Source organism: Microcoleus sp. AT8-A3, assembly GCF_036705675.1.
GTDB lineage: Bacteria > Cyanobacteriota > Cyanobacteriia > Cyanobacteriales > Microcoleaceae > Microcoleus.
This window is the reverse complement of the sequence record NZ_JAUBVD010000081.1, coordinates 1-21,444: the sequence shown is the minus strand read 5'-3', so window position 1 is coordinate 21,444 and position 21,444 is coordinate 1. Positions and strand designations below refer to the sequence as shown.

Sequence of the window (21,444 nt, the reverse complement as noted above, 5' to 3'; positions counted from 1 at the left end):
CTGGTGGCTGCGGGCTTTTTCATTCGTTTATTTTACCAGCTTTTGACACTGAAGTTTTTTTGACCTGAATCCTTACGATAACTTTATGTGATGTAGATCGGCTATAGACTGTGATGCGATCCCAGGCTGGAGTTAATGCGCCTCTCCTCACAATGGTAATTCGATCGCAAAAGCGCGATATTGCGATCGTCATAAATTTTGCTGACGGCTGTGACAATCATCATAGTTGCGCCTAAATTATAGGATGTCACATACCATTCTCCCGTTGCGCTCGCCCCCTCCCAACTTGCAGCAAGGAAGGAAGTTTGAGCGCGGGTCGCGCAAATTTCTTGCCAAAGAAACACGCGTCGTGTACAATACAGAGTCTGGTATCCTCACTTACCCATAATTATTTTCATTCATCCCGTCCCCCCAGAGGGGAAGGGACTTTCAGTGCGGATACAGCCAAATCACTATATTCAGCAAAAAGCTAGAAATGCCGTAACTCATGCCCACTATTCAGCAACTCATCCGTTCAGCACGGGAACAAACGCAGAAAAAAACCAAATCGCCAGCTCTCAAGAGTTGCCCGCAGCGCCGCGGAGTTTGCACCAGAGTGTACACGACCACCCCGAAAAAACCCAACTCGGCGCTGCGGAAGGTGGCTCGGGTACGGCTGACCTCTGGTTTTGAAGTCACCGCCTACATCCCAGGGATCGGTCACAACTTGCAAGAACACTCGGTAGTAATGATCCGGGGCGGTCGGGTAAAAGATTTGCCCGGAGTTAGATACCACATCATTCGGGGTACATTAGACACCGCTGGGGTGAAAGACCGCAAGCAGGGTCGTTCCAAATACGGGGCCAAGCGTCCTAAAGAGAAAAAATAACACGGAACTCGCCCGATCGTCGGGGTTGGGAAGCAAAAATAAATCCGATCGCGCCGCTCAATTGCACGCTCGATCGTCATAAATCGAAATGTGATCCCAAAACCCCAAACTCAATCATTCAAAATCAAAAATCCCAAATAGAACTATGTCTCGCCGCACAGTTATTCAAAAACGTCCAGTTCCACCAGATCCAACCTACAACAGCCGGTTGGTAAGCATGATGGTGAGACGGATCATGCAGCACGGCAAAAAATCCGTTGCCTCCAGCATCGTCTACGACGCCCTCAAAACCATCCAAGAACGCACAGGGGCTGAACCGTTAGACTTGTTTGAAAAAGCAGTCAAAAACGCGACACCCCTGGTCGAAGTCAAAGCCCGCCGGGTAGGTGGCGCCACCTACCAAGTGCCAATGGAAGTGCGTTCCGATCGCGGTACAACCCTCGCCCTCCGCTGGCTGATCAGATTTGCCCGCGCCCGCACCGGCCGCTCGATGGCCGCCAAGCTAGCCAACGAACTGATGGATGCAGCTAACGAAACAGGGAGTGCTATTCGCAAGCGCGAAGAAACTCACAGGATGGCTGAAGCTAACAAGGCTTTTGCTCACTACCGCTACTAACTGCAACAACTGGCATGGAGAAGAGCGCGATCGTGCGGTATAAAAGCATCGGGTGAGAAATTGGAAAGTGTAATAAGTTTTGAGTGTTGAGATTGCTTCTCTTGGCGCAGTTGCGATTGGTGAAGCAAACTCAAAACTCTCAAAATCAAAATTCATGCACTCAAAATTCATGCACTCTCTGAATCCTCCATGTCGCATCCTTAATATTTTTGTAAACAAATCTTGCAAAAAATATTAAAATGTAACAATAAGCTCCAGAGACTTTTGTAAGTCACTGGGGAGTGCAAAATAGGGTTACTGTGTAGTATAATAGTATTATAACAGCAACACAAGATTAAGGAGGTAGCTGTGGCACGTACCGTCCCGCTAGAAAAAACTCGCAACATCGGCATCGCAGCCCACATAGACGCGGGCAAAACAACAACAACTGAAAGAATTCTGTTCTATTCAGGCATGGTTCACAAAATGGGTGAAGTGCACGAGGGAACAGCAGTCACTGACTGGATGGAGCAAGAGCGGGAGCGGGGAATTACGATTACTGCCGCTGCTATCACCACCAGTTGGAAAGATTACAAAATCAACATCATCGACACTCCCGGACACGTAGACTTCACGATCGAAGTCGAACGCTCGATGCGAGTGCTCGACGGAGTGATCGCAGTGTTCTGCTCGGTAGGGGGAGTGCAGCCGCAATCCGAAACAGTTTGGCGACAGGCTGATCGGTACAAAGTACCGAGGATCGTGTTCGTCAATAAAATGGATCGGATGGGGGCAAACTTCTACAAAGTCTACGGCCAAATTCGCGATCGCATGAGAGCGAACGCCGTACCCATCCAAATCCCGATCGGCAGTGAAGAAAACTTCCGGGGAATTGTAGACTTAGTGCACATGAAAGCCTATATCTACAACAACGACACGGGAACCGACATCGAGGAAGTAGAAATCCCCGATGAAGTAAAGGATCTAGCCGTAGAATACCGCACCAAGCTGATCGAGTCGGTAGCAGAAACCAACGACGCCCTCACGGAGAAATACCTCGAAGGCGAAGAGTTAACGGAAGACGAAATCCGCTTGGCCCTGCGTCATGGCACTGTCGAAGGTACGATCGTCCCCATGTTGTGCGGTTCGGCCTTCAAAAACAAAGGCGTTCAGTTGTTGTTGGATGCAGTCATCGACTATCTGCCGTCGCCCTTGGAAGTCCCTCCAATTCAAGGACTCCTACCCAACGGCGACACAGCAGAGCGGTTTGCCGACGACAACGCCCCGCTGTCAGCTCTGGCATTCAAAATCATGGCTGACCCCTACGGCCGCCTGACCTTTGTTCGCGTCTACTCCGGTATCCTCAAAAAAGGAACCTATGTCCTGAACTCCACCAAAGACAAAAAAGAGCGGGTTTCTCGCCTAATTGTACTCAAAGCGGACGATCGGATAGAAGTTGAGGAACTGCGCGCCGGAGACTTGGGAGCAGCCTTGGGTTTGAAAGACACCTTCACAGGCGACACCCTCTGCGAAGAAGGAGCGCCAGTGATTCTGGAATCTCTGTTTATACCAGAGCCAGTTATCTCGGTGGCTGTCGAACCCAAAACCAAACAAGACATGGAGAAGCTCTCCAAAGCCCTCCAGTCGCTCTCGGAAGAAGACCCCACCTTCCGAGTCAACGTTGACCCAGAAACCAACCAGACAGTCATCGCCGGCATGGGCGAACTGCACCTGGAAATCCTGGTAGACAGGATGCTGCGGGAATTCAAAGTAGAAGCGAACGTGGGTCAGCCACAAGTAGCCTACCGTGAAACCATTCGCAAATCCGTCCGCGCCGAAGGTAAATTTATCCGCCAAAGCGGCGGTAAAGGTCAGTACGGTCACGTCGTGATCGAACTAGAACCCACCGAAGTCGGAAGCGGCTTTGAATTTGTCTCCAAAATTGTTGGTGGCACTGTACCCAAAGAGTACATCGGCCCAGCAGAACAAGGGATGAAAGAAGCGTGCGAATCAGGTATTGTAGCAGGATATCCCGTGATTGACCTCAAAGCTACTATGGTAGACGGGTCTTTCCACGATGTAGACTCCTCAGAAATGGCATTTAAGATCGCCGGTTCAATGGCGATCAAAGAAGCCGTGATGAAGGCGTCTCCAGTGCTGCTAGAGCCTATGATGAAAGTAGAGGTGGAAGTTCCCGAAGATTACATCGGGAACGTCATCGGAGACCTCAACTCGCGTCGGGGTCAGATCGAAGGTCAAGAGACGGATCAGGGGATAGCCAAAGTTTCTGTAAAAGTTCCACTAGCAGAAATGTTTGGTTACGCCACCGACATCCGCTCGAAAACCCAAGGTCGAGGCATCTTCACAATGGAATTCAGCCATTACGAAGAAGTGCCGCGAAACGTGGCTGAAGCCATTATCGCTAAGAACAAAGGGAACTAATGATTTTGGATTTTAGATTTTGGATTTTGGATTGAATCCAAAGTCTAGAATCTAAAATCTCAAGTCTAAAATCGCTAAAAGAAACAAGGAACAGATCAAGAATGGCACGCGCAAAATTTGAACGGAATAAGCCCCACGTAAACATCGGCACGATCGGTCACGTTGACCACGGCAAAACAACTTTGACCGCCGCGATTACGATGACTCTCTCTGCACTAGGTCAAGCAAAGGCTAAGAACTACGCCGACATCGACGCTGCGCCTGAAGAAAAAGCACGGGGTATTACGATTAATACTGCTCACGTGGAATACGAAACCACAGGTCGGCACTATGCCCACGTAGATTGTCCCGGACACGCTGACTATGTGAAAAACATGATCACCGGTGCAGCTCAAATGGACGGCGGCATCCTAGTAGTGTCAGCAGCAGACGGCCCCATGCCTCAAACTCGCGAACACATCCTGCTAGCTAAGCAAGTTGGCGTTCCCAGCTTGGTTGTCTTCTTGAACAAAGAAGACATGGTGGATGATGCTGAACTGTTGGAATTGGTAGAACTGGAAGTTCGCGAACTTTTGAGCTCTTACGATTTTCCGGGCGATGACATCCCCATCGTCACAGGTTCGGGATTGAAAGCTCTCGAAGCGATGCTTGCTAATCCCAAGACTGTCAAGGGCGAAAATGAGTGGGTTGACAAAATCTACAAGCTGATGGAAGAAGTAGATGCTTACATCCCCACCCCAGAACGCGAAGTTGACAAGCCTTTCTTGATGGCAGTTGAAGACGTATTCTCGATTACTGGTCGGGGTACTGTCGCCACAGGCCGGATCGAACGTGGAACTATCAAAGTCGGCGAAACAGTCGAATTGGTGGGTCTTAAGGACACTCGCAGCACTACAGTGACTGGTGTAGAAATGTTCACCAAGTCTCTGGAAGAAGGTTTGGCCGGCGACAACGTTGGTCTACTGCTACGGGGGATTTTAAAGGCGGATATTGAGCGCGGAATGGTGATTGCCAAGCCGAAAAGCATCATGCCTCACACTCAGTTTGAATCTGAAGTGTACATCCTGAAGAAGGAAGAAGGCGGCCGGCACACGCCCTTTTTCTCTGGCTATCGCCCTCAATTCTACGTCCGTACCACTGACGTGACCGGCACGATCGCACAATTCACCGCTGATGACGGTAGTGAAGCAGAAATGGTGATGCCAGGTGACCGGATCAAAATGACTGTTGAGTTGATTCACCCGATCGCGATCGAACAAGGAATGCGCTTCGCTATCCGCGAAGGCGGCCGCACCGTCGGCGCCGGCGTTGTTTCCAAAATCCTCAAGTAGGACTCGCATAACAGCTTAAATAGCAGAAAAGCCGCCAAATGTCAATAGGCTTTTCTGCTATTTAGTGAGTAGTGAGTAGTTATAGGTTAGTGGCCAGTTGTTAGTAGTTATGGGTTAAATGTTCAATAACAGATAACAAATAACAAATGACTGATGACTAATGACTAATGACTAAAAATAAACTGAACCTCGAAAATTCAAGAAACAAAAATGGCAACAATTCAACAACAAAAAATTCGCATCCGCCTCAAAGCTTTCGATCGCCGAATTCTAGACGCATCCTGCGAAAAGATTGTAGATACAGCAAATCGGACAGCAGCCACAGCGATCGGCCCGATTCCCCTACCGACAAAACGACGGATTTACTGCTTGCTGCGATCGCCCCACGTAGACAAAGATTCTCGCGAACACTTTGAAACCCGCACGCACCGCCGGATTATCGACATTCACCAGCCATCGGCAAAAACAATTGACGCTTTGATGAAACTGGATTTGCCCGCCGGCGTAGATATCGAAGTCAAGCTGTAGATTGACTTATCGAAAACTTGAAAAGAAGGAACAAAGATTAAATAAATTGTTCCTTCTTTTTGTTGAAATTTCCCTAGTCATTAGTTATAGCAGAAGGAAGAAGGAAGAAGGAAGAAGGAAGAAGAAAGAAGGAAGAAGGAAGAAGGAAGAAGGAAGAAGGAAGAAGGAAGAAAATCAATCGTTTCAGCCATTAACAACGTCCTAACCGTCTTGGCAGTGGCTATATGAGTTATTAGTTATTAATCAGCAATAATTTTGGCTCCGGCACTAACTTAAATAATTATTCTTAATTAAGGGGGTATCACTACAAAAACCCTCCTTTAGCAGTCGCTATCATCGCCTTCCGCAGCACTGAGTTTAGCAAAAAGGTATATTTAACATTTTGACGAAATAACGCCTTTGTCAAGCTGCCAGCACCGGAGATAGCGAGCAGTCGATCCCGTTGCCAGCGCAAAAGCCCGATCGCTCCTGCCCCGGAATTGCCTTTAATCAGTTAAAGTAAGAAAAATAAGCGCAAGTACCGTCACTTTTGAGCGACAATGGCATCCTCTTCCTCTGTAGCAGTTCGCGAACTCCCCTTATTTCCGTTGCCGGAAGTGGTTCTATTTCCAGGTAGGCCACTCCCACTGCAAATCTTCGAGTTTCGCTATCGAATCATGATGAATACGATTCTGGAGGGCGATCGGCGTTTCGGTGTGCTCATGTGGGACCCCAACCAAAACAAAGTCTCTGCAGTTGGCTGTTGCGCCGAAGTGATTCACTGTCAGCGCCTGCCCGACGATCGCATGAAAATTATGACTCTCGGCCAGCAGCGGTTCCGAGTCCTCGACGCCGTTCGGGAAAAACCCTATTTAGTCGGTCTAGTAGAATGGATCGAAGACGCACCCCCGCAACAAGACCTCAGACCTTTGGGAAAAGATGTCGAACAACTGCTGAGAGATGTAGTTCGCCTCTCCAGCAAATTGATGGATCAGCCGATCGACCTGCCCGAAGATATTCCCAGTTTGCCTACAGAATTGTCCTACTGGGTAGCCAGCTACCTTTACGGCGCAGCGACAGAACAGCAAACTCTTTTAGAATTGCAAGATACTGCTGCGAGATTGGAACGCGAAACCGAAATTTTGACTTCTACTCGCAATCACTTGGCAGCGAGGACTGTACTTAAAGATACCCTCAAGTAGCCAATTTGCCTAGGAAAAAGCACGATCGGTTTGACCTGCATTGAAGAAATAATTACACAAAAATCATTCGATTTTCGATTTTCGATTTTCGATGGGGAATGAGTTATTGAACTAAGGGTTTGGAGATTGCCTACAGTTCCATTCTTTTTTGGAACAGGTATCTGTTTAATTCTTAACTTCAAACAGGTTCGGATAGGTTCCTTATAGCAGTAAATGCTTGTGTTAGAAAATCACGACCAACCGAAACCATACGATGCAGTTAGAGGCGGTCAACTACCACCTCCTGTGGGCGGTGTAGTGCTCGGCGGACTAGCAGGAGTTAAACATCGGCTGTCTAGTTCTGTCAAAGAACATCGAATCGCCGCCCTGAGAGAGACATTGAATTACGGCGATGCCGGCTTAAAAATAGTCATCAAGATTTGTCAAAGCGAAACAGGGCGAGTGCAGCGGGCGGCCTGCGATTTGCTTCGACAAAGGCTGAATTCGATCGCCCGCGAAAAATTACAGGCCTTTGTAGCTTCAAGTTCAGATGCAGAAGCTGAGGTAGACAGCACCGAAAAAATATTAAAGCACTCATCCGGTGCAGTCTCCGAAAAAAATTACGATCGGCAAATGTCCGAAGCACAGTTAATATTTGAGACAATTACGCAGCAAATGCAACCAAATTTGTTGCTATTAGAAGCACTGGTAGCCTCTGTTGAACGGGAAGAATTTACCACCGAACTGATGAATCTTTGGGAACTATTAATCTTAGAAATTCAGGAACCTCTCAAAGAACTGCGTCAGGCTGTTGGCAGTGCGATTTCCGCCCAACTGCGGATTCAGTGGCTGTACAATCAAGCTGAATCTCAAGCCCACCAGTGGCAGCAGCGAGCTTTGCTAGCTCTTCAGACACAGGATAAGAATTCAATCCGCCTCGCCGTGGTTCGCCAGCAGGTTCAAGTTGATCGGGCAGCAGAACTAAAAATTGACTTAGACTACCAAACTGTGCGAGTAGAAACTCTCAATCGCAACTTGCTGGCTTTGGAAAGTAAGATTGCTCAAGCTAATTCCAAGAAAGAGATCCTCAAGATGCAGCTTCATTTTGCTAAGGTACAGCAGCAAATAGACTTCACTTTCAGCCAAGTCAATAGTATATTTTTTAGTCCTTAATTGTCGGATTATTCTGTTATATATTCCGTGAGTTCAAACTTGTCTGACGCAAAAATGTATTGCCCCACTTAAATTTGCCTCATCTAGCTTAGCTCCCTCCAGATTAGCACCGCATAAAAATGCCCCGCTCAAATTAGCACCGCTCAAATCAGCACCGCTCAAATCAGCGCCCTCAAGGTTACTTTCACACAAAAAAGCGTTTCTCAAGTTTGCTCTTCTGAGACTCACTCCCCGCAGTTTAGCGTCGCTGAGATTGGCTTTTTCAAGGTTTGTCTTGTCCAAACAAGCATCTAGGAGGTTCGCCTCCATCAAGTTGGCGTTTTCCAAGTTTGCTCCGCTCAAATTAACACCAATCATTTTGGTGTCGCTCAAGTTGGCGTTTTCCAAGTTTGCTTCAATCAGGTCAGCTCCTGTTAATCTTGCGAAAGTTAGATCGGCTCCGCTTAGGTTAGCCCCATTTAGGCTGGTCATCACTAGGCAAGCATTCTTTAGCTTGGCAGCTATTAAGTTTGCCCCCCTTAAGTTCGCCAAAGCAAAATTGATTTCCTTCAGATTTGCACAGGCTAGATTAATATGAATTAGGAAAGCTTCTCGCAAAAAAGCCTCTTTCAAGTTGGTTTCATGAAAATTTCTTTCTCCGGCTGCGTATCGCTTGAGAAGTTCATCAGCATTCATCTCGCCAGCCTCCTAAGTTTTACTTAAAAATAAATTATACTACTGACAGTACATTGTAGCAACCAAATATTTTTAAAGTTTCGGTGTGATTTTTTAATTCTTCGAGTGCCGATCGAACAAATGCTTCGCAGGCGTTAGCCTCAACGTCCATAAAGAAAATATATTCTCCGAGCGATCGTTTAGTCGGTCTAGATTCAATCCGACTTAAATTAATACCGCGACTGGCAAATACTTGCAAAGGTTTTACCAGTGCTCCCGGCATATTGGCAGGTACGCTGAAAGCTAGTGAGGTATGGGTGCAATTAGACGATGAAGCATCGAGGATCAACTTAGAAGCAGATTGTGTAATGGATTTAAGGGATGAGTGATCCCCTGGTTCTACGTTGGCGATTTCTCCACCACTCCTACTGAGTACCCAAAATCGAGTGTAATTATCGGGATAATCATTAATGGGGTGAGCTAACACTGGCAAATGGTAAAGTTCAGCAGCTCTTGGCGAAGATATCGCTGCTACATTTGTATCTTCCAGATATTGCAATGCTTCCGTGGTTGAATTCGCCGGAATTAATTGGGCTGAGGGAATAAACTGCCCCAACCATACCTGACACTGAGCTAGCGCTTGCGGGTGAGAGTAAACTTTTTTAATCTCGTTAAAATTTTTAGCATTAGACACTAGGGCGTGGGAAATTGGCAAAACTAAGGCGTGTTGAATGCGGAGTTGATCGAGTCGCCACAGTGTATCTAAGGTGACAGTCACGCTGCCTTCGATCGAATTTTCGACGGGCACAACTGAATAATCAACCTGCCCTACGGCAGATGCCTCTAGCGCTTGAGAAATGGTGGAATAAGGACACAGGGTGCATTCCAAGTTAGTTTCCAGGCTCAACCAATTGACATAAGCTAGAGCCGCTGTTTCTGCATTTGTACCAACAGGGCCGAGATGTGCGATCCTCTTCGAGGGCTTCGCTAACGAAATTTTCATTTACAGGCAATTTTAGGTTACAAATGTTTGCTTTACTCTCATCAGCTAGGAAGTATGATGAAAAATTAGCGATGTCCCGAAAGCTTTTATCAGTGATTTCTCGGATGACATTGCTGGGTACACGACTTAGGACGCGACTTATGTCACCCAAAAAAAGGTGATAGTTTATTAAGATATGCTTAGGAATCCTATATTTTGATATTTTCTCATGTATACCCGCTTTAATTCTTCCCAATCCGTTGAGCTCGCCGTACCAGAGGAACGGGTTCCCATTCAACATTATCTGCGTCAGCCGAGGCGACTGGTGAACGCCCTTGTCGATCAAAGTCGCACACAACAGCTAAGCGAGGACTGTTTCCGCTTAAAAATGCGACCGTTACAATTTATGATGCTGAGCATTCAACCCACAGTAGACATGAGGGTGTGGGCCCAGTCGGATGGCACAATCAATTTGGAGTCCGTCGCCTGCGAAATTCGTGGCGTGGGTTATATAAACGATCGCTTTGCTCTCAATCTCAAAGGAAAGCTTTGTGTACACCAAAGCAGCGGGGTAGCATACTTGAGGGGAAAAGCGGATTTGGAAGTGCAAGTAGAATTACCGCCGCCGTTTTGGCTGACGCCCAAACCCATTTTAGAAGCAACGGGGAATGCTTTGCTCAAGAGCGTACTGCTGAGCGTCAAACAGCGGTTGATGCACCAGTTGCTCTTAGATTACCGCCGCTGGGCAAGCAGCGAAAGTGAACTAAGATCGATCGAGATCCCCCCTATCTTATCTTTAGAAGGCTGAAATCCTACTAAAGAAGCTGTTAATTAATGTATAGGGATATTTAGGCACAAATCAGGCAACTTACCACAGTATTACTTAGACGCTCGATTTGGACATCGGGATATTTGTCGGAACGAGCCAGCAGGGATAGATAGCTGCCGCTCAGTCAAGATCGATTTGAGTGATCCCTCCAAGTTCATCGTCTTCGATGATTCCCACGCCCCCCGGCAAAGGAGTTGACTTGTCTTTTGAAACTTCGTCCTTTTGGCGAAATTCGCGCTGCGGTGGCTTGATTATTTTGCCCGGTTGATTCATTGCGCCCACCCGAATCCTGATTTTTGGCCCAGAATTGCCCAAGCGAATTGTCATCCCGTCCACAACGGACACCTGAGCGATCGGTCTATCATCTACATAAGTGCCGTTAGCACCAAAATTAATAATTTCCCAGCCATTAGCGTGATTCCACAGTTCTACGTGGTGGCGGGAAACTACAGCGCTGTAAATAATTACATCATTGTCGTTCGATCGACCGATCCGAACCACCGGTTCTGATTCAAAACACCAACTTTGAACTGGGACAGACTGGATAGGATGTAAAAGAGTTAAGGTAATCACTGATGTTTTGACACTCCACCGCCAGACAGCAACGGGGATACTTCCAGAGAGATTTTTTGGGAGAAAACTGCAAAAAATTTGCTTTTTAAAGGCGTCGTCAGTGGACCACTATTCCCCCTATCTGCCCTAAAAGTCGAACTTTTGGCTGCTTGAGGTATTTGAAGCAACTTTTGAGGGTTAGCTTTTGGCGCAGGGGCAAATTTTTGCGGTACTCGGTAACAACCAAACACGATGTGATAAATCGGGTGAACTTCCCAGTAATGGACAGCGGTTTTAACCGCTTGATTAATTTGGTCTGTGAGGGAGCGATTCTGCCGATGGGTGAGTCGCTCAATTCTATCGGCTAAATAATCCTTTTGCCGCTGATGAACCAGAGAATTTAACTCAGACCCGCGCTGGTTGCACCGCTGATTCGAGTTCTCGGTCGGGCGAGAGTCACTGCTCAACGACTTGCTGTTTATAAAGAAAGAAGTTAACCAATTATTAATCCTGGGGTGTCTAGATAAAATACTTGTGGATTGTATCTGAGATATTGCACCATTCTCAATTACTTGTTTAGGGAGCGGGATCTTGCCTGTTTCACAAGAAAATTCACTCTTTGTGGAACAGGCAAGATGCCTGTTCTTGAGAATAGTGCAAGATGTGAGTTGTATCAAACAGCATAGGTCATTTTGAGTTGCTAACATTTTCCTTATTGATGCAATACCTTTAAAATACAATGCTTTGAGCAGCACTGGAATTTTGAGCGACAAGGCATCAATCTCTCATAGCGAAAATACCGATCGACCTTCCTCGCGCGCGGCCCCCAAATGCGCTCGGCAATTAGTCCCCCGGCGAGCGGGAAGGCCAAACTTCAGCTCAAATCTGACTCAGGCGGCTCCGGATTCGGATCTGGCGGGACAGATTCTTGCCTTTGCCGCTTCAACTCTGCAACTTTTTCTTGAGCTACATCCCTGACTTCGAGAGCTTTATCTTGGAATTTTTCCGCCAGACTTTGAGCGCCCCGCTTCACACCTGCCACATTTTTGAGAGTTCTGTCGAAATCTTCATGTAAAAACTCTGCTACCAGACCGACTTTTTTGTGCAGTCCGTCCGCGTACTGCACGGGTTCCGATACAGCAGCTTCAGAGACGATCGCCCGCTTGCTGCCGATGGTCGAAATAGCTGCCACAGGTAACAAGTAAATGTCGTCTAAAACACCGCGCCAGCCGCTCGATTTAAATAGGTAGTTGGTGACTGAACCCGTGCGGACATCAAATAGGTAGTCAACCACTGCACCTGCCTTATTTCCAGCGTCCGTGAGCACCTCAAGCCCGATCGGACAAACAGCTTGTTCCGGCTGATGAAGTTCCGGCAGTTCCGGGTTAATGGTGACAAAAACATTTTCCCCCACCGTATCTACTTGCGCCCAAGCGAACCAAGTTTTTTTGCTCCCCAAAAGTCCCGACTTGCAAGTAAAGCCGATCGCCCGTTGGGAGTGAGCATCGAGCCAAACCCGATCTACCCTGCCGACCTCTTCCGCCGTTCTGCGGTCGATGGTGCGGCGGCCCTGCAGTTCGCTGCGCCTAACAATCTGTGGTGATGTACTCATAAATAAACTCCTGAGTGCCGCCTTTGAAAAATGTCGATCGTCCAAAGAAGCCGATTTAATATTCTTCTTCCGAATAATGGCGATTATTATCTGCCTGGGTTAACTCGTCCTCTTCCCTGGAAGTGCCAACTTCTTTGTGGTCGGGAACGGGAATCGTGCTCATGTGCACGCCGGCCGAGGGAGCGTGAATTTCCTTAGCCTCCCTGGGCTTGACGCCAAGAAGTCCTAACTGGACGGAGGATTGATTCGGGCCTACGTTGATTTGAATTTTCGGCCCAGAGCGAGCCAAGTGAACGATCAGACCGTCCACAATGGGAACCTTAGCGATCGGCTTACCATCGAGGTAAGTGCCGTTGGTACCTAAATTGATCAGTTCCCAAGTTATGCCGCTGCGCCGCAATTCGATGTGGCGACGAGAAACCACAGCGCTAAAAAGAACGACGTGGTTTTCGGTCGAGCGCCCGATCCGCACGACCTGCTCGTCTTCAAAGATCCAACTGCGGACGGGTATAGACTGGAGTGGATGTAGCAAGGTCAGCTTAATCACATTGGCAGCATTGAGTTTTGGTAGAGCGCCTCAAGATGCGATTTTAGATTTTAGACTTTCGATCGCCCAATCCAAACTCGCTCTAAGAGATTTGAAATAAAAACGTAACCAGGTCTCCTTTGCCCAGAGAGATGCGGTCTCCCGGTCGCAACCGGTGGCGGTTTCCCTTGGGTAGCGGAGTATTGTTGACGTAAGTGCCGTTGGAACTGCCTACATCTTCTAGGTAGCAAGCATCTCCCTCCACCCGGAGATTTGCGTGTACCCGAGAAACTATCTCAGAATTAGCAAATCCCGAAACATCAATATCCGGCGGCACTAAGTCATTTGGCTTGCCTATGTGAACCACAGCCAGACTGTGAGGCAATTCCATCGGCGTATTTGTCTGAACGTGTAGCAGGCGCGCGGACTGCTGTTGCAGTTGAGTTTTAGCTACACCTGCTGGCTGCAGGTCCGGAACCGGAGGAGAGATAGTTACTGGTGTTGCCACCGATTCAGTTGTAACAGGAACCGAGGGCGAAGGCGGGGGATCTGGAATCGTCGGAATGCTGGCGGTAGTTTTTTCCAAGTTGAGCCCCTTATTCAGGGTAACTAGAGGTTCCATTGCCATCAGAGGATCGGGTGGCACTAAATCGGGCGCCGGTGACGATACCACTGTGGGGCCTACAGGCGAGGGGGACGTTACTGTCACCTCAACTTCTGGAACTATGGATATGGAACCCGGACGCAAGTTAAAGCCACACTGGCCGCAAAATGCTGCATCTGTCTGAACTGCTGCACCGCAGTTCGAGCAACTTGCGGTAGCAGGTAAAGGCGTGTAGCAAGCCTCACACTGGCTGGCCCCGTCGGGGTTCTGGTGATTGCAATTGGGACAGACAATCATCGATTTCTCCTTGCTATCGGCCAGATTTTCAAATCAGCCTCATAAAAATACTCGTCGTGTATATGGTCAAATTTTAACTTTAACCGCCACAATTCTTATATTGCTTCTAATACTAGCAACTGAGCTGACGCCGTGACGTTAGCTGTGATGGGCAAGATTGAGTTAGTGATAATGCTGACTGTGTTGGCACGCTTGCGACTCTATGGGCTATTTTACTGCTGCGCCAGCCGCCGCATCGAGGAGCCACCAAAGCTCGCCCTCTGGTTGAACGAGTCTGGCTGGATAAGTCATTTCGTCGGCTGCGGGGGCAAAAATTTGAGCAAGGGCGGGTTGTTTGCTGGCTCCTGCGACCATGAAGATGACGCACCGGGCCCGGTTGATTAAGGGGACTGTAAAGGTAATGCGGGGTTGACCGTCTTTGTTGCCGACAGTTACTAGGGCATCCCGGACTTCCAAGGCTGCTGTGCCGGGAAATAGAGAGGCTGTGTGGGCGTCGTCTCCTATGCCCAATAAAATGATGTCGAAGGCAGGAAACTCGCCGTCGGATACTTTGAAGAACTGCTGTAATTCGGTTTGGTGCGCCTCCGCGTCGGCTGCGGGGTCGCCGGCGCCTGTGGGCATGGGGTGGATGTTGCTGGCGGGGATATTCACTCGATCGAGCCACGCGAGGCGCGCCATTTTTTGATTGCTGTCTGGGTGTTCTGGGGGAACGTAGCGTTCGTCGCCCCAGAAAACGTGAATTTTGTCCCAAGCCAGGTCTTGGGCTGCGATCGATCTGTATAGGGGTTCTGGTGTGCTTCCGCCCGCTGCGGCGATCGTACAAAGTCCGCGTTCTGCTATGGCTTCTGAGATTTTCGACAGCACAATATCGAGCGATCGATCTATTAGTTGTTCCCGATTTGCTAATACTTCAACTACTTTTTTCATTAATTTCCTCTCAACTTTACTTGGGTGTTGTTCTCACCAATTGCCAATTTTACCTTGACATTTTGGTTTGAGGTCGATCGGCTGACAGACCCGGCAGGCCGCGCACCGCATCCCATAAGATTTTATCATGTTATGCCCCTTGATTTAAGGAAAGCAAGACTTATTTCTACCAGTGCTTTATGGATTTTCACCGGTTGCATTGAGCTGTCGCAACTTTCAATCAAAAGTTCGATCGTACTCGGAGCATCTGGGCCGAAAGTAAAAAGCGTTTTTTGGGACTCCGAGCCGTCCCGCACAGCAAAGTCTATAAATATAGCCAGCCGGACGATCGCACACCGACAGTAAAAGCCAAACCGAGATGCTCCCGATCGCACTTACGCCGACATAGCAAAAATAATCAAGATTGATGTGGTAGACTAGGAAAAATAGTTTTAAATCCGCACGCTCGGAAGGAAGCAAAACTATGTCAATTTTTAAGCGATTTCCTACATCAGTCCGCTATCTAATAGCGCGGTTGCGCCACTGGACGCAACCGGCGGTTTGGGCTCCCTTAGCCGTGCTGTGTGCAGGGGGATTATTTATCTGGGAGGTCTCTGTAAATCCAGAAAGGTTGAGTATAGATGGCGAAGAAGAACCAGCCTCAAACACTCCAGCTTCGCTATCGGGACTATCTGCTGAAGATACCGCCATTGCCGCTGAAATCGACAGCTCACCAGTGCTAGTCAATCAGTTTAATGGATCTACTGCTTCTGAGCTGAACTTGTTAAATTCATCAGTAGTAAAAAGCAAAGGTTTATTCGAGGAACTTCGAGATCGGGACTTAGAAACTCCTCAGCCATCTTCAGCACCCAAGCAGGTAGGAAGCAGCGGATTTTTCTCGTTGCCAAATTTAGCAAATCCTGCTGTCGAGGCGGGAAACAATAACCCCCAAAATTCCAGCTTGCCAAGTTCAAACGCAACATCACCGTTGAGTTTATCTAGCAGCGGGAGACTAACTTCCGGGATAAAAACGATTAAGCCTGAGTCTGGGGGTACAGCGACAGCAACTTTATCGCAGGCGTCGAATGATGCTAATTCAGATAAACAAAACGAAAATTCTCTGCCTTTGAGTCCGCTGCAAGCAGCTATGAAAAAATACGTCGTTGCTAACACTTCGGCAACGGCGGCTTCGGCTGAGAAAACAGCAGACTCGGCTAAATTGCTCGATCGACCGGCTTCCGATCCGGCTGCTGTAAATGCGACAAATTTGCTCCCAACGACCGCTACAGCTCAAGGTAGAGCAAATCCTGTGAATGTTCCCACAGCACTTCCCCCACTTGTGGCTCCGACAAATACTGTAAGCAAGGAATCTCAAGAATTCTTAAAACCTACAGCTACAGTCTCTGAATCATTGGCGGGGTTAACTTCCCCAGTACCGACTCTCCCCGAAATTAATGCAGGGGCTGCAACGGTGGCTTTGCCGAAAAATCCCTACCAAACTAATTTATCTGGCTCAGGCTTCGCACCTGAAGTTCAACCTGTGGCCCTTCCAATAGCCATACCTTCGCCAACACCTCTACTTCCAAATGTCGGTCAATCTCCCTTTCCGAATGTGATTGGGGGAAGCAAGATAATTAGCCCTCAATTCTCTCCCAATTCAGCGAATTCTCAATTTCAAACACCTCCACCGAGTCAGCTTAACTTGCCGGGTCAGCCTAACTTTGGAGTTGTTCCCCAAAACACAAATCAGGGCGTGCAGCCCATTCAACCTCAAACTTTTTCTACACCCCGCTCTCTGGCTCCGGGACGCTACATTGGCGGTGGCGAAATCAATACTTTTTCTAATCCTTAAATGATGGAAGTTCTGCCACAAAAACGATATTATCAATTCCCAATTCCCAATTCCCAATGTTATTGGTAAAACTTACCTAGCGGCAGCCCGCACCAACAACAATCCCCCGATTCCCAAACCAAACACGATGGGCAGCCAAGCCGAAAGAATCGGAGTCAAAACAGCTTTCACGCCCATAGAACTGGTGATGAAAGAAAATACGTAGTAAGTAAAAATCACAACTACGCTAATACCAAAACTCGTTCCTCGACCGGAGCGGCGCGGTTGAGTTCCCAAAGCGGCTCCCACTAAACCAAATACCATGCACACGAAAGGAAAAGCATATTTTTCTTGAATTCGCACCTTTAATTTGCGAATTTGCGGTTCGTCGCCACTGTTTTTAAGGATATCCAAACGCTCTAAAGCTTGGGCAATGTTCATTTCCTTGAAATCCCGCGCTCTCGCAGCTAAATCTAAGGGCGTGCGGGGCAGTTGCAACTGCTGGTGTTGAAACCTAACTATATTGCGGTAAGAGCCATCAGGAGCTACTATATAAGCGGTTCCGTTGAAAAAATCCCAGGTATTTTCTGAGGCATTCCAAGTAGCGGATTCTGAAGAAACGATTTGATTGAGGCCTGGGGTGGAGCGATCGATAATTGTTAAACCTTTCATTTGCTGGCCGTCAAATTGTTCTGCATAAAAAAAGCGGGCCAGGATTTCGTCGCCGCCTTTTTCTGGTTTGCGAAATTCTGTGTAGATAATATTTCTATCTTGAAATATGGGTTTTTCTCGCTTCAGGGCTCTGTCTAAAGTCAGAGTTGCTCTGTAGCTGGCGGCGGGTACAACTAACTCTTGCAAACCAAAAGTTAAACCTGCAACAATTAAACTCATTATCACAGCAGGCAGTATCAATCGGTACACGCTAACTCCGCAACTGCGGAGGGCGATGAGTTCGCTGTCGCTTGACATTCGGCTGTAGGCCATTAAGGTTGCTAGCAGCATTGACATGGGGAAAGCCAATACTACGAAGTAGGGAATTTGCAGGAGAAAAATTTCTATGGCTGCGCCGTAGGGGAGGCCGGATTCTGCTACTCTGCGGACTAATTCAAATAAGGCTCCAACTGTGACGGCGACGGATGTAAAGAGTCCAACGCCAAATAAAAATGGGCCGATTAGTTCTTTGGTAATGTACCAGTCCATTACGGAAATTCTCGGCAGCCAGTTGATGGGATTCAAAGAATTGGATATTGCTATTTTCATAGTTTGGGATTTTTGCAGTTTGCTCCTCAATCTAACATCTCAAATCTAAAATTCTACCGTTTGCCGAATGCCTTCAAAAGACTATCGCACGAAGTTGTCACCTAAGTAATACTGTCGCACTAAAGGGTTGCTGTAGAGTTCTTCTTCAGCCCCGGAGGCTAAAATTTGGCCGTCTCGCATGATGTAGGCTCGATCGGTAATTTCGAGGGTTTCTCGGACGTTGTGATCTGTGATGAGGATGCCGATTTTACGATCGCGCAGTTTAGCAATAATGGTTTGAATTTCGTCTACTGCGATCGGATCGACGCCTGCAAACGGTTCGTCTAAAAATAGAAACATGGGCCCGTCTCGCCCTGCGGCTAAGGCTCTGGCCAGTTCAGTCCGCCGCCTTTCTCCCCCTGATATTTGAATTCCCAAACTAGATGCTATTTTTTCTAAGCGAAATTCTTGCAATAGGAAATCGACTCGCTCGCGCCATTCCCAGCGTGGCACTTGAGTTTGTTCTAGGACTAACAAAATGTTGTCCCGCACGCTCATGTTTCGGAAAATGCTTGCTTCTTGAGCGAGATAGCCAATTCCCAAATGTGCTCGCTGGTGCATCGCCAATTTAGTGATGTCTAAATCGTTTAGCCAAACGGTGCCTTGATTTGGTTTTTCTAATCCGGTTGCTATGTAAAATGTTGTGGTTTTGCCGGCACCGTTGGGGCCTAGCAATCCTACGATTTCTCCTTGGGCTACTGACAGGTTGACGCGGCTGACTACATTGCGTTTTCCGTAGGACTTGTGAATATTTTCGAGTACAATTTTCATTTTCGCTCCCGGCAACCTCTACAAGCTCAATTTCAGACTGCAGCTTTGTGCGATCGAGTCTCTAATTTAAATTTTACCTTTTCAAGTTTGTGAGTTTTATAAAGACGAAATTTCGCATCTATCCCAAGTAGTAGGTTTTGGCTGAGGCGAAATTTCGCTGCTGCAAGCCACTGTTACCGGGGGGCTGTAGTTGGACGTGGGGATCCCAATGTATTTTGGGCTGCCGCATCTTGTTCGGGGGCAACCAGATAAACAGATTCTACCTGTCCTGGGTTGTCTGGGAGGGCAATAAACCGCCCTTCGTCGATGAGGTATGTTATGGTTTCGCCGCGCAGGCTGTTGCCCTGCTGCAATACGTAAACATCTCCGCTGAGAATGATCCGGCGCTCGCGGCTGAAATATTGAGCTTGAGCCGCAGTTGCTTGTATTTGGCGGGCTGGATAGTTGATTTGGACGTTGCCGCGGGCTGTCACGATGCCGGTTTTGGAGTCGGCTTCTTGAATGTCCGATCGCACGCTGAGAGTGCGGGGCGGCCCGGCTTGCGGGTAGGTGGGAGAGGCGATCGCGCCTGCCAGAGTGAGGGGCAACAGCAGCGATAATCCTTTGAATATTCGGGAATTGAGTAGTTTAGCGGAGGACATCATAAGCTTGGAGTCTCAATATTTGTGAAATTGCTGAAGGGCATTATCTCCAGTTAGATATTTTATCTTAACGGTCAGAAAGATTCCCGTGAGGTCGATCGATTGACCCGATAGTCTCAACCAATTATCCTAGCAAGACAACAGCGAATTTAATTGGCTATTTTGCTCAGTGGCTGCAACTGTCTTAACCGGGAACGGGCAAGATGCTCCTTCCACAGCAAATAAATCTGCTTGTGCAGCGGGCAAGAAAGCCAGCCCTCCTCTGTGTAGAGGCCAAGTATACTGCACCCTAATACAAACATTTATTTAACTTTTATTTAACTTTTTGGTACTTTGATAATTCGCGGCAATTGCAAGCCTGCAACTTCTGTACCTGCGAATAAAGGTAAAAAATCAGCAACTGTTTCCGGGCCAGCTTGTTGCAAAGCGCTCAAAAGTTTAGCACTTTGTCCGAGCAAGTCTTCAACTGCAATTCCAGCATAACTAGGCTGATAATAACTGAGCCGATTTATTCCTTCTCCCAGCAAGATTACTGCACCGCGCCAGTTTTGATTTCCTAAGTGATAAAGCGCGACGGCAATTTGCAATATTCCCTGATAAAACCTTTTTTCTGGGTCGCCAGCTTCCATCCACAAAGCCTCTAGAGTGTCGTGACAAGCATAAAAGTCTTGACTGTTAAACTGTTCGATACCTTGCCAAAAGTCGATGGGGATTTCCTCTGTCATTCGATTGGAGATTGGGGATTTTCGATGGCGGATGTGTGTTTGAGTAGGCGGCGATCGATTTTGGTTAAATAGCTAAGTCTTAAAAATAGGAAAAATAACGACCTCTTTTCAAAACTACTGCCATTTCACGACCGCCTACTTAACTAATTACATAGTATCTCTGACCGCTTGAATCTGATCCATTCCTATTTCCTGATTAGTTCCAGCGAAATCGTTATCTGGCGTCAGAAATAACATACAGTGACACTCTTTGCGCTCGCGCATGGGAATGCAGGGACAGTTCCAGTAGGCGGCTTTTACTTCGGCTTCTTTATCTTCGTAATGGCGACAAGGGCATAAGGGAGCGCCTAGTTCATCCTTGTGTTTTGCTAGTCCTTCTATCACGACAGCAGTGACGGAAGGTTCGGAACAAAAGTAAGTTCCCGTGCGCTTGGCGTAGGTTTCGGAGAAATTCTTCATTGCCTCCAAAGTTTTTTCGTTGGATAGTTTAGATTTTTCTGTTGTGTTCATAGTTTAGGATCGGAGTTGAGGATGCTACGAGCTTTTGACAATTGTAGCGCAGAATGTGATTTTAAACACTGGTATATTTCTGTTTAGTTACAAGGAAGAAAACCTTGACAAAGATTGAGTTTTAGGTTGTTGGTTTTTTAGTGGTTTTTGTCTATCCCGGAGGGTGGGGGAAACTGGCGGGAGAGCGAGTTTTTGGAGCTACCAAAAGATTTGGGCGATCGATCGCCCTCAACTATCATCCCCCAAAGGGGATAAAAATCGGCTAAGATAGCACGGCGCTCTTTCTGTGACGGCTATAGGCACGGCATCTGATGGCAACTTCCCCGAACCGCACCGGCACAGGCGATCGAAAATCTCCTGCTTCTGGGCTGATTTGGCCGGCTGACACCGAGTTAGTCGCATTAGTGCTTGAATTGACTCCCGGCGCTGCTAGCCATCTGTACGCGCAGTATGCTATAGGTTTGCACGCTTGGTTTTTAGGTCAAGTACACCAAACTGACCCGGATTTATCGAAACTTTTGCGCGATTAACAGTCAATCGATTTTAGATTTTAGATTTTAGATTTTAGATTTTAGATTTTAGATTTTAGATTTTAGATTTTAGATTTT

The 21,444-nt window shown here is 47.6% G+C and carries 25 protein-coding genes; 11 read left to right on the top strand and 14 right to left on the bottom strand.

Annotated elements, in window-relative coordinates; translation table 11 throughout:
* Positions 1 to 101: 101 nt before the first annotated feature.
* Positions 102 to 251, bottom strand: a complete 150-nt coding sequence (locus QUB51_RS27950; protein ID WP_333234114.1) for a hypothetical protein — start codon at positions 249 to 251, stop codon at positions 102 to 104.
* Between the two features lie 236 nt (positions 252 to 487).
* Between QUB51_RS27950 and rpsL the strand changes: the two genes are divergently transcribed.
* From rpsL to QUB51_RS27910, 8 genes are all read left to right on the top strand, one after another.
* Positions 488 to 868, top strand: a complete 381-nt coding sequence (rpsL, locus tag QUB51_RS27945) for a 30S ribosomal protein S12 (protein ID WP_006632197.1) — start codon at positions 488 to 490, stop codon at positions 866 to 868.
* A gap of 145 nt (positions 869 to 1,013) precedes the next feature.
* Positions 1,014 to 1,484 carry a 30S ribosomal protein S7 gene (rpsG, locus tag QUB51_RS27940; RefSeq protein ID WP_006632196.1) on the top strand — a complete coding sequence of 157 codons (471 nt, stop codon included), beginning with the start codon at positions 1,014 to 1,016 and terminating at the stop codon, positions 1,482 to 1,484.
* Positions 1,485 to 1,832: 348 nt separating this feature from the next.
* Entirely contained in the window at positions 1,833 to 3,905 is a 2,073-nt protein-coding gene (gene fusA / locus QUB51_RS27935) for an elongation factor G (RefSeq protein WP_333058224.1), read from the top strand.
* Between the two features lie 101 nt (positions 3,906 to 4,006).
* On the top strand, positions 4,007 to 5,236 hold the full coding sequence (gene tuf, locus QUB51_RS27930; protein ID WP_190660866.1) for an elongation factor Tu: 1,230 nt from the start codon (positions 4,007 to 4,009) through the stop codon (positions 5,234 to 5,236).
* 210 nt (positions 5,237 to 5,446) lie between these two features.
* Positions 5,447 to 5,764 carry a 30S ribosomal protein S10 gene (rpsJ, locus tag QUB51_RS27925; RefSeq protein WP_006632193.1) on the top strand — a complete coding sequence of 106 codons (318 nt, stop codon included), beginning with the start codon at positions 5,447 to 5,449 and terminating at the stop codon, positions 5,762 to 5,764.
* Position 5,765: 1 nt separating this feature from the next.
* Positions 5,766 to 5,969 (top strand): hypothetical protein, encoded by a 204-nt coding sequence (locus tag QUB51_RS27920; RefSeq protein WP_333058225.1) that lies wholly within the window; start codon positions 5,766 to 5,768, stop codon positions 5,967 to 5,969.
* A gap of 334 nt (positions 5,970 to 6,303) precedes the next feature.
* Complete coding sequence (locus QUB51_RS27915) at positions 6,304 to 6,945, top strand: LON peptidase substrate-binding domain-containing protein (protein ID WP_015174045.1); 642 nt, start codon at positions 6,304 to 6,306, stop codon at positions 6,943 to 6,945.
* 213 nt (positions 6,946 to 7,158) lie between these two features.
* Positions 7,159 to 8,097 carry a PspA/IM30 family protein gene (locus QUB51_RS27910; RefSeq protein ID WP_333058226.1) on the top strand — a complete coding sequence of 313 codons (939 nt, stop codon included), beginning with the start codon at positions 7,159 to 7,161 and terminating at the stop codon, positions 8,095 to 8,097.
* 33 nt (positions 8,098 to 8,130) lie between these two features.
* On the opposite strand, the gene QUB51_RS27905 is transcribed toward QUB51_RS27910, so the two are convergent.
* Together QUB51_RS27905 and pheA are read right to left on the bottom strand one after the other, a co-directional pair.
* Positions 8,131 to 8,772, bottom strand: coding sequence for a pentapeptide repeat-containing protein (locus QUB51_RS27905; RefSeq protein WP_333058227.1), 642 nt, complete (start codon positions 8,770 to 8,772; stop codon positions 8,131 to 8,133).
* A 34-nt stretch (positions 8,773 to 8,806) separates the two neighbouring features.
* Complete coding sequence (pheA, locus tag QUB51_RS27900) at positions 8,807 to 9,754, bottom strand: prephenate dehydratase (RefSeq protein ID WP_333058228.1); 948 nt, start codon at positions 9,752 to 9,754, stop codon at positions 8,807 to 8,809.
* A 208-nt stretch (positions 9,755 to 9,962) separates the two neighbouring features.
* Here pheA and QUB51_RS27895 point away from each other — a divergent pair, with 208 nt between their 5' ends.
* On the top strand, positions 9,963 to 10,541 hold the full coding sequence (locus QUB51_RS27895) for a DUF1997 domain-containing protein (protein ID WP_333058229.1): 579 nt from the start codon (positions 9,963 to 9,965) through the stop codon (positions 10,539 to 10,541).
* A 141-nt stretch (positions 10,542 to 10,682) separates the two neighbouring features.
* Here the strand turns inward: QUB51_RS27895 and QUB51_RS27890 are convergent, their stop codons facing one another.
* From QUB51_RS27890 to QUB51_RS27865, 6 genes are all read right to left on the bottom strand, one after another.
* On the bottom strand, positions 10,683 to 11,135 hold the full coding sequence (locus tag QUB51_RS27890; RefSeq protein WP_333058231.1) for an FHA domain-containing protein: 453 nt from the start codon (positions 11,133 to 11,135) through the stop codon (positions 10,683 to 10,685).
* Positions 11,136 to 11,988: 853 nt separating this feature from the next.
* Positions 11,989 to 12,726 (bottom strand): PRC-barrel domain-containing protein, encoded by a 738-nt coding sequence (locus QUB51_RS27885; protein ID WP_333058232.1) that lies wholly within the window; start codon positions 12,724 to 12,726, stop codon positions 11,989 to 11,991.
* Between the two features lie 55 nt (positions 12,727 to 12,781).
* A complete protein-coding gene (locus QUB51_RS27880) occupies positions 12,782 to 13,273 on the bottom strand; it encodes an FHA domain-containing protein (RefSeq protein ID WP_333058233.1) in 492 nt (163 codons plus the stop codon).
* 82 nt (positions 13,274 to 13,355) lie between these two features.
* On the bottom strand, positions 13,356 to 14,153 hold the full coding sequence (locus QUB51_RS27875; protein WP_333058234.1) for an FHA domain-containing protein: 798 nt from the start codon (positions 14,151 to 14,153) through the stop codon (positions 13,356 to 13,358).
* Positions 14,154 to 14,360: 207 nt separating this feature from the next.
* The gene (gene pgl / locus QUB51_RS27870; RefSeq protein ID WP_333058235.1) at positions 14,361 to 15,080 is read right to left on the bottom strand and encodes a 6-phosphogluconolactonase; all 720 of its coding nucleotides are present in this window, start codon (positions 15,078 to 15,080) and stop codon (positions 14,361 to 14,363) included.
* A gap of 125 nt (positions 15,081 to 15,205) precedes the next feature.
* Entirely contained in the window at positions 15,206 to 15,454 is a 249-nt protein-coding gene (locus QUB51_RS27865) for a hypothetical protein (protein WP_333298188.1), read from the bottom strand.
* Positions 15,455 to 15,543: 89 nt separating this feature from the next.
* Between QUB51_RS27865 and QUB51_RS27860 the strand changes: the two genes are divergently transcribed.
* A complete protein-coding gene (locus tag QUB51_RS27860; RefSeq protein WP_333264170.1) occupies positions 15,544 to 16,911 on the top strand; it encodes a hypothetical protein in 1,368 nt (455 codons plus the stop codon).
* Between the two features lie 72 nt (positions 16,912 to 16,983).
* Here QUB51_RS27860 and QUB51_RS27855 read toward each other — a convergent pair whose 3' ends face one another.
* The 5 genes from QUB51_RS27855 to QUB51_RS27835 all read right to left on the bottom strand — a co-directional run bounded on the left by QUB51_RS27855 (position 16,984) and on the right by QUB51_RS27835 (position 20,836).
* Positions 16,984 to 18,150: an LptF/LptG family permease gene (locus tag QUB51_RS27855; protein ID WP_333264167.1), complete on the bottom strand. Its 1,167-nt coding sequence runs from the start codon at positions 18,148 to 18,150 to the stop codon at positions 16,984 to 16,986.
* 81 nt (positions 18,151 to 18,231) lie between these two features.
* On the bottom strand, positions 18,232 to 18,960 hold the full coding sequence (gene lptB / locus QUB51_RS27850; protein ID WP_333034782.1) for an LPS export ABC transporter ATP-binding protein: 729 nt from the start codon (positions 18,958 to 18,960) through the stop codon (positions 18,232 to 18,234).
* A 173-nt stretch (positions 18,961 to 19,133) separates the two neighbouring features.
* Entirely contained in the window at positions 19,134 to 19,604 is a 471-nt protein-coding gene (locus QUB51_RS27845; protein ID WP_333058238.1) for an LptA/OstA family protein, read from the bottom strand.
* Positions 19,605 to 19,918: 314 nt separating this feature from the next.
* Positions 19,919 to 20,326: a DUF309 domain-containing protein gene (locus QUB51_RS27840; RefSeq protein ID WP_333058239.1), complete on the bottom strand. Its 408-nt coding sequence runs from the start codon at positions 20,324 to 20,326 to the stop codon at positions 19,919 to 19,921.
* Between the two features lie 147 nt (positions 20,327 to 20,473).
* Positions 20,474 to 20,836 carry a ferredoxin-thioredoxin reductase catalytic domain-containing protein gene (locus QUB51_RS27835; protein ID WP_172186333.1) on the bottom strand — a complete coding sequence of 121 codons (363 nt, stop codon included), beginning with the start codon at positions 20,834 to 20,836 and terminating at the stop codon, positions 20,474 to 20,476.
* Positions 20,837 to 21,147: 311 nt separating this feature from the next.
* On the opposite strand from QUB51_RS27835, the gene QUB51_RS27830 reads away from it, so the two are divergent.
* Entirely contained in the window at positions 21,148 to 21,366 is a 219-nt protein-coding gene (locus QUB51_RS27830; RefSeq protein ID WP_333264165.1) for a hypothetical protein, read from the top strand.
* Positions 21,367 to 21,444: the final 78 nt, after the last annotated feature.

Coding starts and splice junctions, on each gene's coding strand:
- rpsL (WP_006632197.1), top strand. CDS start 488: ATGCCCACTATTCAGCAACTCATCCGTTCAGCACGGGAACAAACGCAG.
- rpsG (WP_006632196.1), top strand. CDS start 1,014: ATGTCTCGCCGCACAGTTATTCAAAAACGTCCAGTTCCACCAGATCCA.
- tuf (WP_190660866.1), top strand. CDS start 4,007: ATGGCACGCGCAAAATTTGAACGGAATAAGCCCCACGTAAACATCGGC.
- rpsJ (WP_006632193.1), top strand. CDS start 5,447: ATGGCAACAATTCAACAACAAAAAATTCGCATCCGCCTCAAAGCTTTC.
- QUB51_RS27915 (WP_015174045.1), top strand. CDS start 6,304: ATGGCATCCTCTTCCTCTGTAGCAGTTCGCGAACTCCCCTTATTTCCG.
- QUB51_RS27910 (WP_333058226.1), top strand. CDS start 7,159: ATGCTTGTGTTAGAAAATCACGACCAACCGAAACCATACGATGCAGTT.
- QUB51_RS27905 (WP_333058227.1), bottom strand. CDS start 8,772: ATGAATGCTGATGAACTTCTCAAGCGATACGCAGCCGGAGAAAGAAAT.
- pheA (WP_333058228.1), bottom strand. CDS start 9,754: ATGAAAATTTCGTTAGCGAAGCCCTCGAAGAGGATCGCACATCTCGGC.
- QUB51_RS27895 (WP_333058229.1), top strand. CDS start 9,963: ATGTATACCCGCTTTAATTCTTCCCAATCCGTTGAGCTCGCCGTACCA.
- QUB51_RS27885 (WP_333058232.1), bottom strand. CDS start 12,726: ATGAGTACATCACCACAGATTGTTAGGCGCAGCGAACTGCAGGGCCGC.
- QUB51_RS27875 (WP_333058234.1), bottom strand. CDS start 14,153: ATGATTGTCTGTCCCAATTGCAATCACCAGAACCCCGACGGGGCCAGC.
- pgl (WP_333058235.1), bottom strand. CDS start 15,080: ATGAAAAAAGTAGTTGAAGTATTAGCAAATCGGGAACAACTAATAGAT.
- QUB51_RS27860 (WP_333264170.1), top strand. CDS start 15,544: ATGTCAATTTTTAAGCGATTTCCTACATCAGTCCGCTATCTAATAGCG.
- QUB51_RS27855 (WP_333264167.1), bottom strand. CDS start 18,150: ATGAAAATAGCAATATCCAATTCTTTGAATCCCATCAACTGGCTGCCG.
- lptB (WP_333034782.1), bottom strand. CDS start 18,960: ATGAAAATTGTACTCGAAAATATTCACAAGTCCTACGGAAAACGCAAT.
- QUB51_RS27845 (WP_333058238.1), bottom strand. CDS start 19,604: ATGATGTCCTCCGCTAAACTACTCAATTCCCGAATATTCAAAGGATTA.
- QUB51_RS27840 (WP_333058239.1), bottom strand. CDS start 20,326: ATGACAGAGGAAATCCCCATCGACTTTTGGCAAGGTATCGAACAGTTT.
- QUB51_RS27835 (WP_172186333.1), bottom strand. CDS start 20,836: ATGAACACAACAGAAAAATCTAAACTATCCAACGAAAAAACTTTGGAG.
- QUB51_RS27830 (WP_333264165.1), top strand. CDS start 21,148: ATGGCAACTTCCCCGAACCGCACCGGCACAGGCGATCGAAAATCTCCT.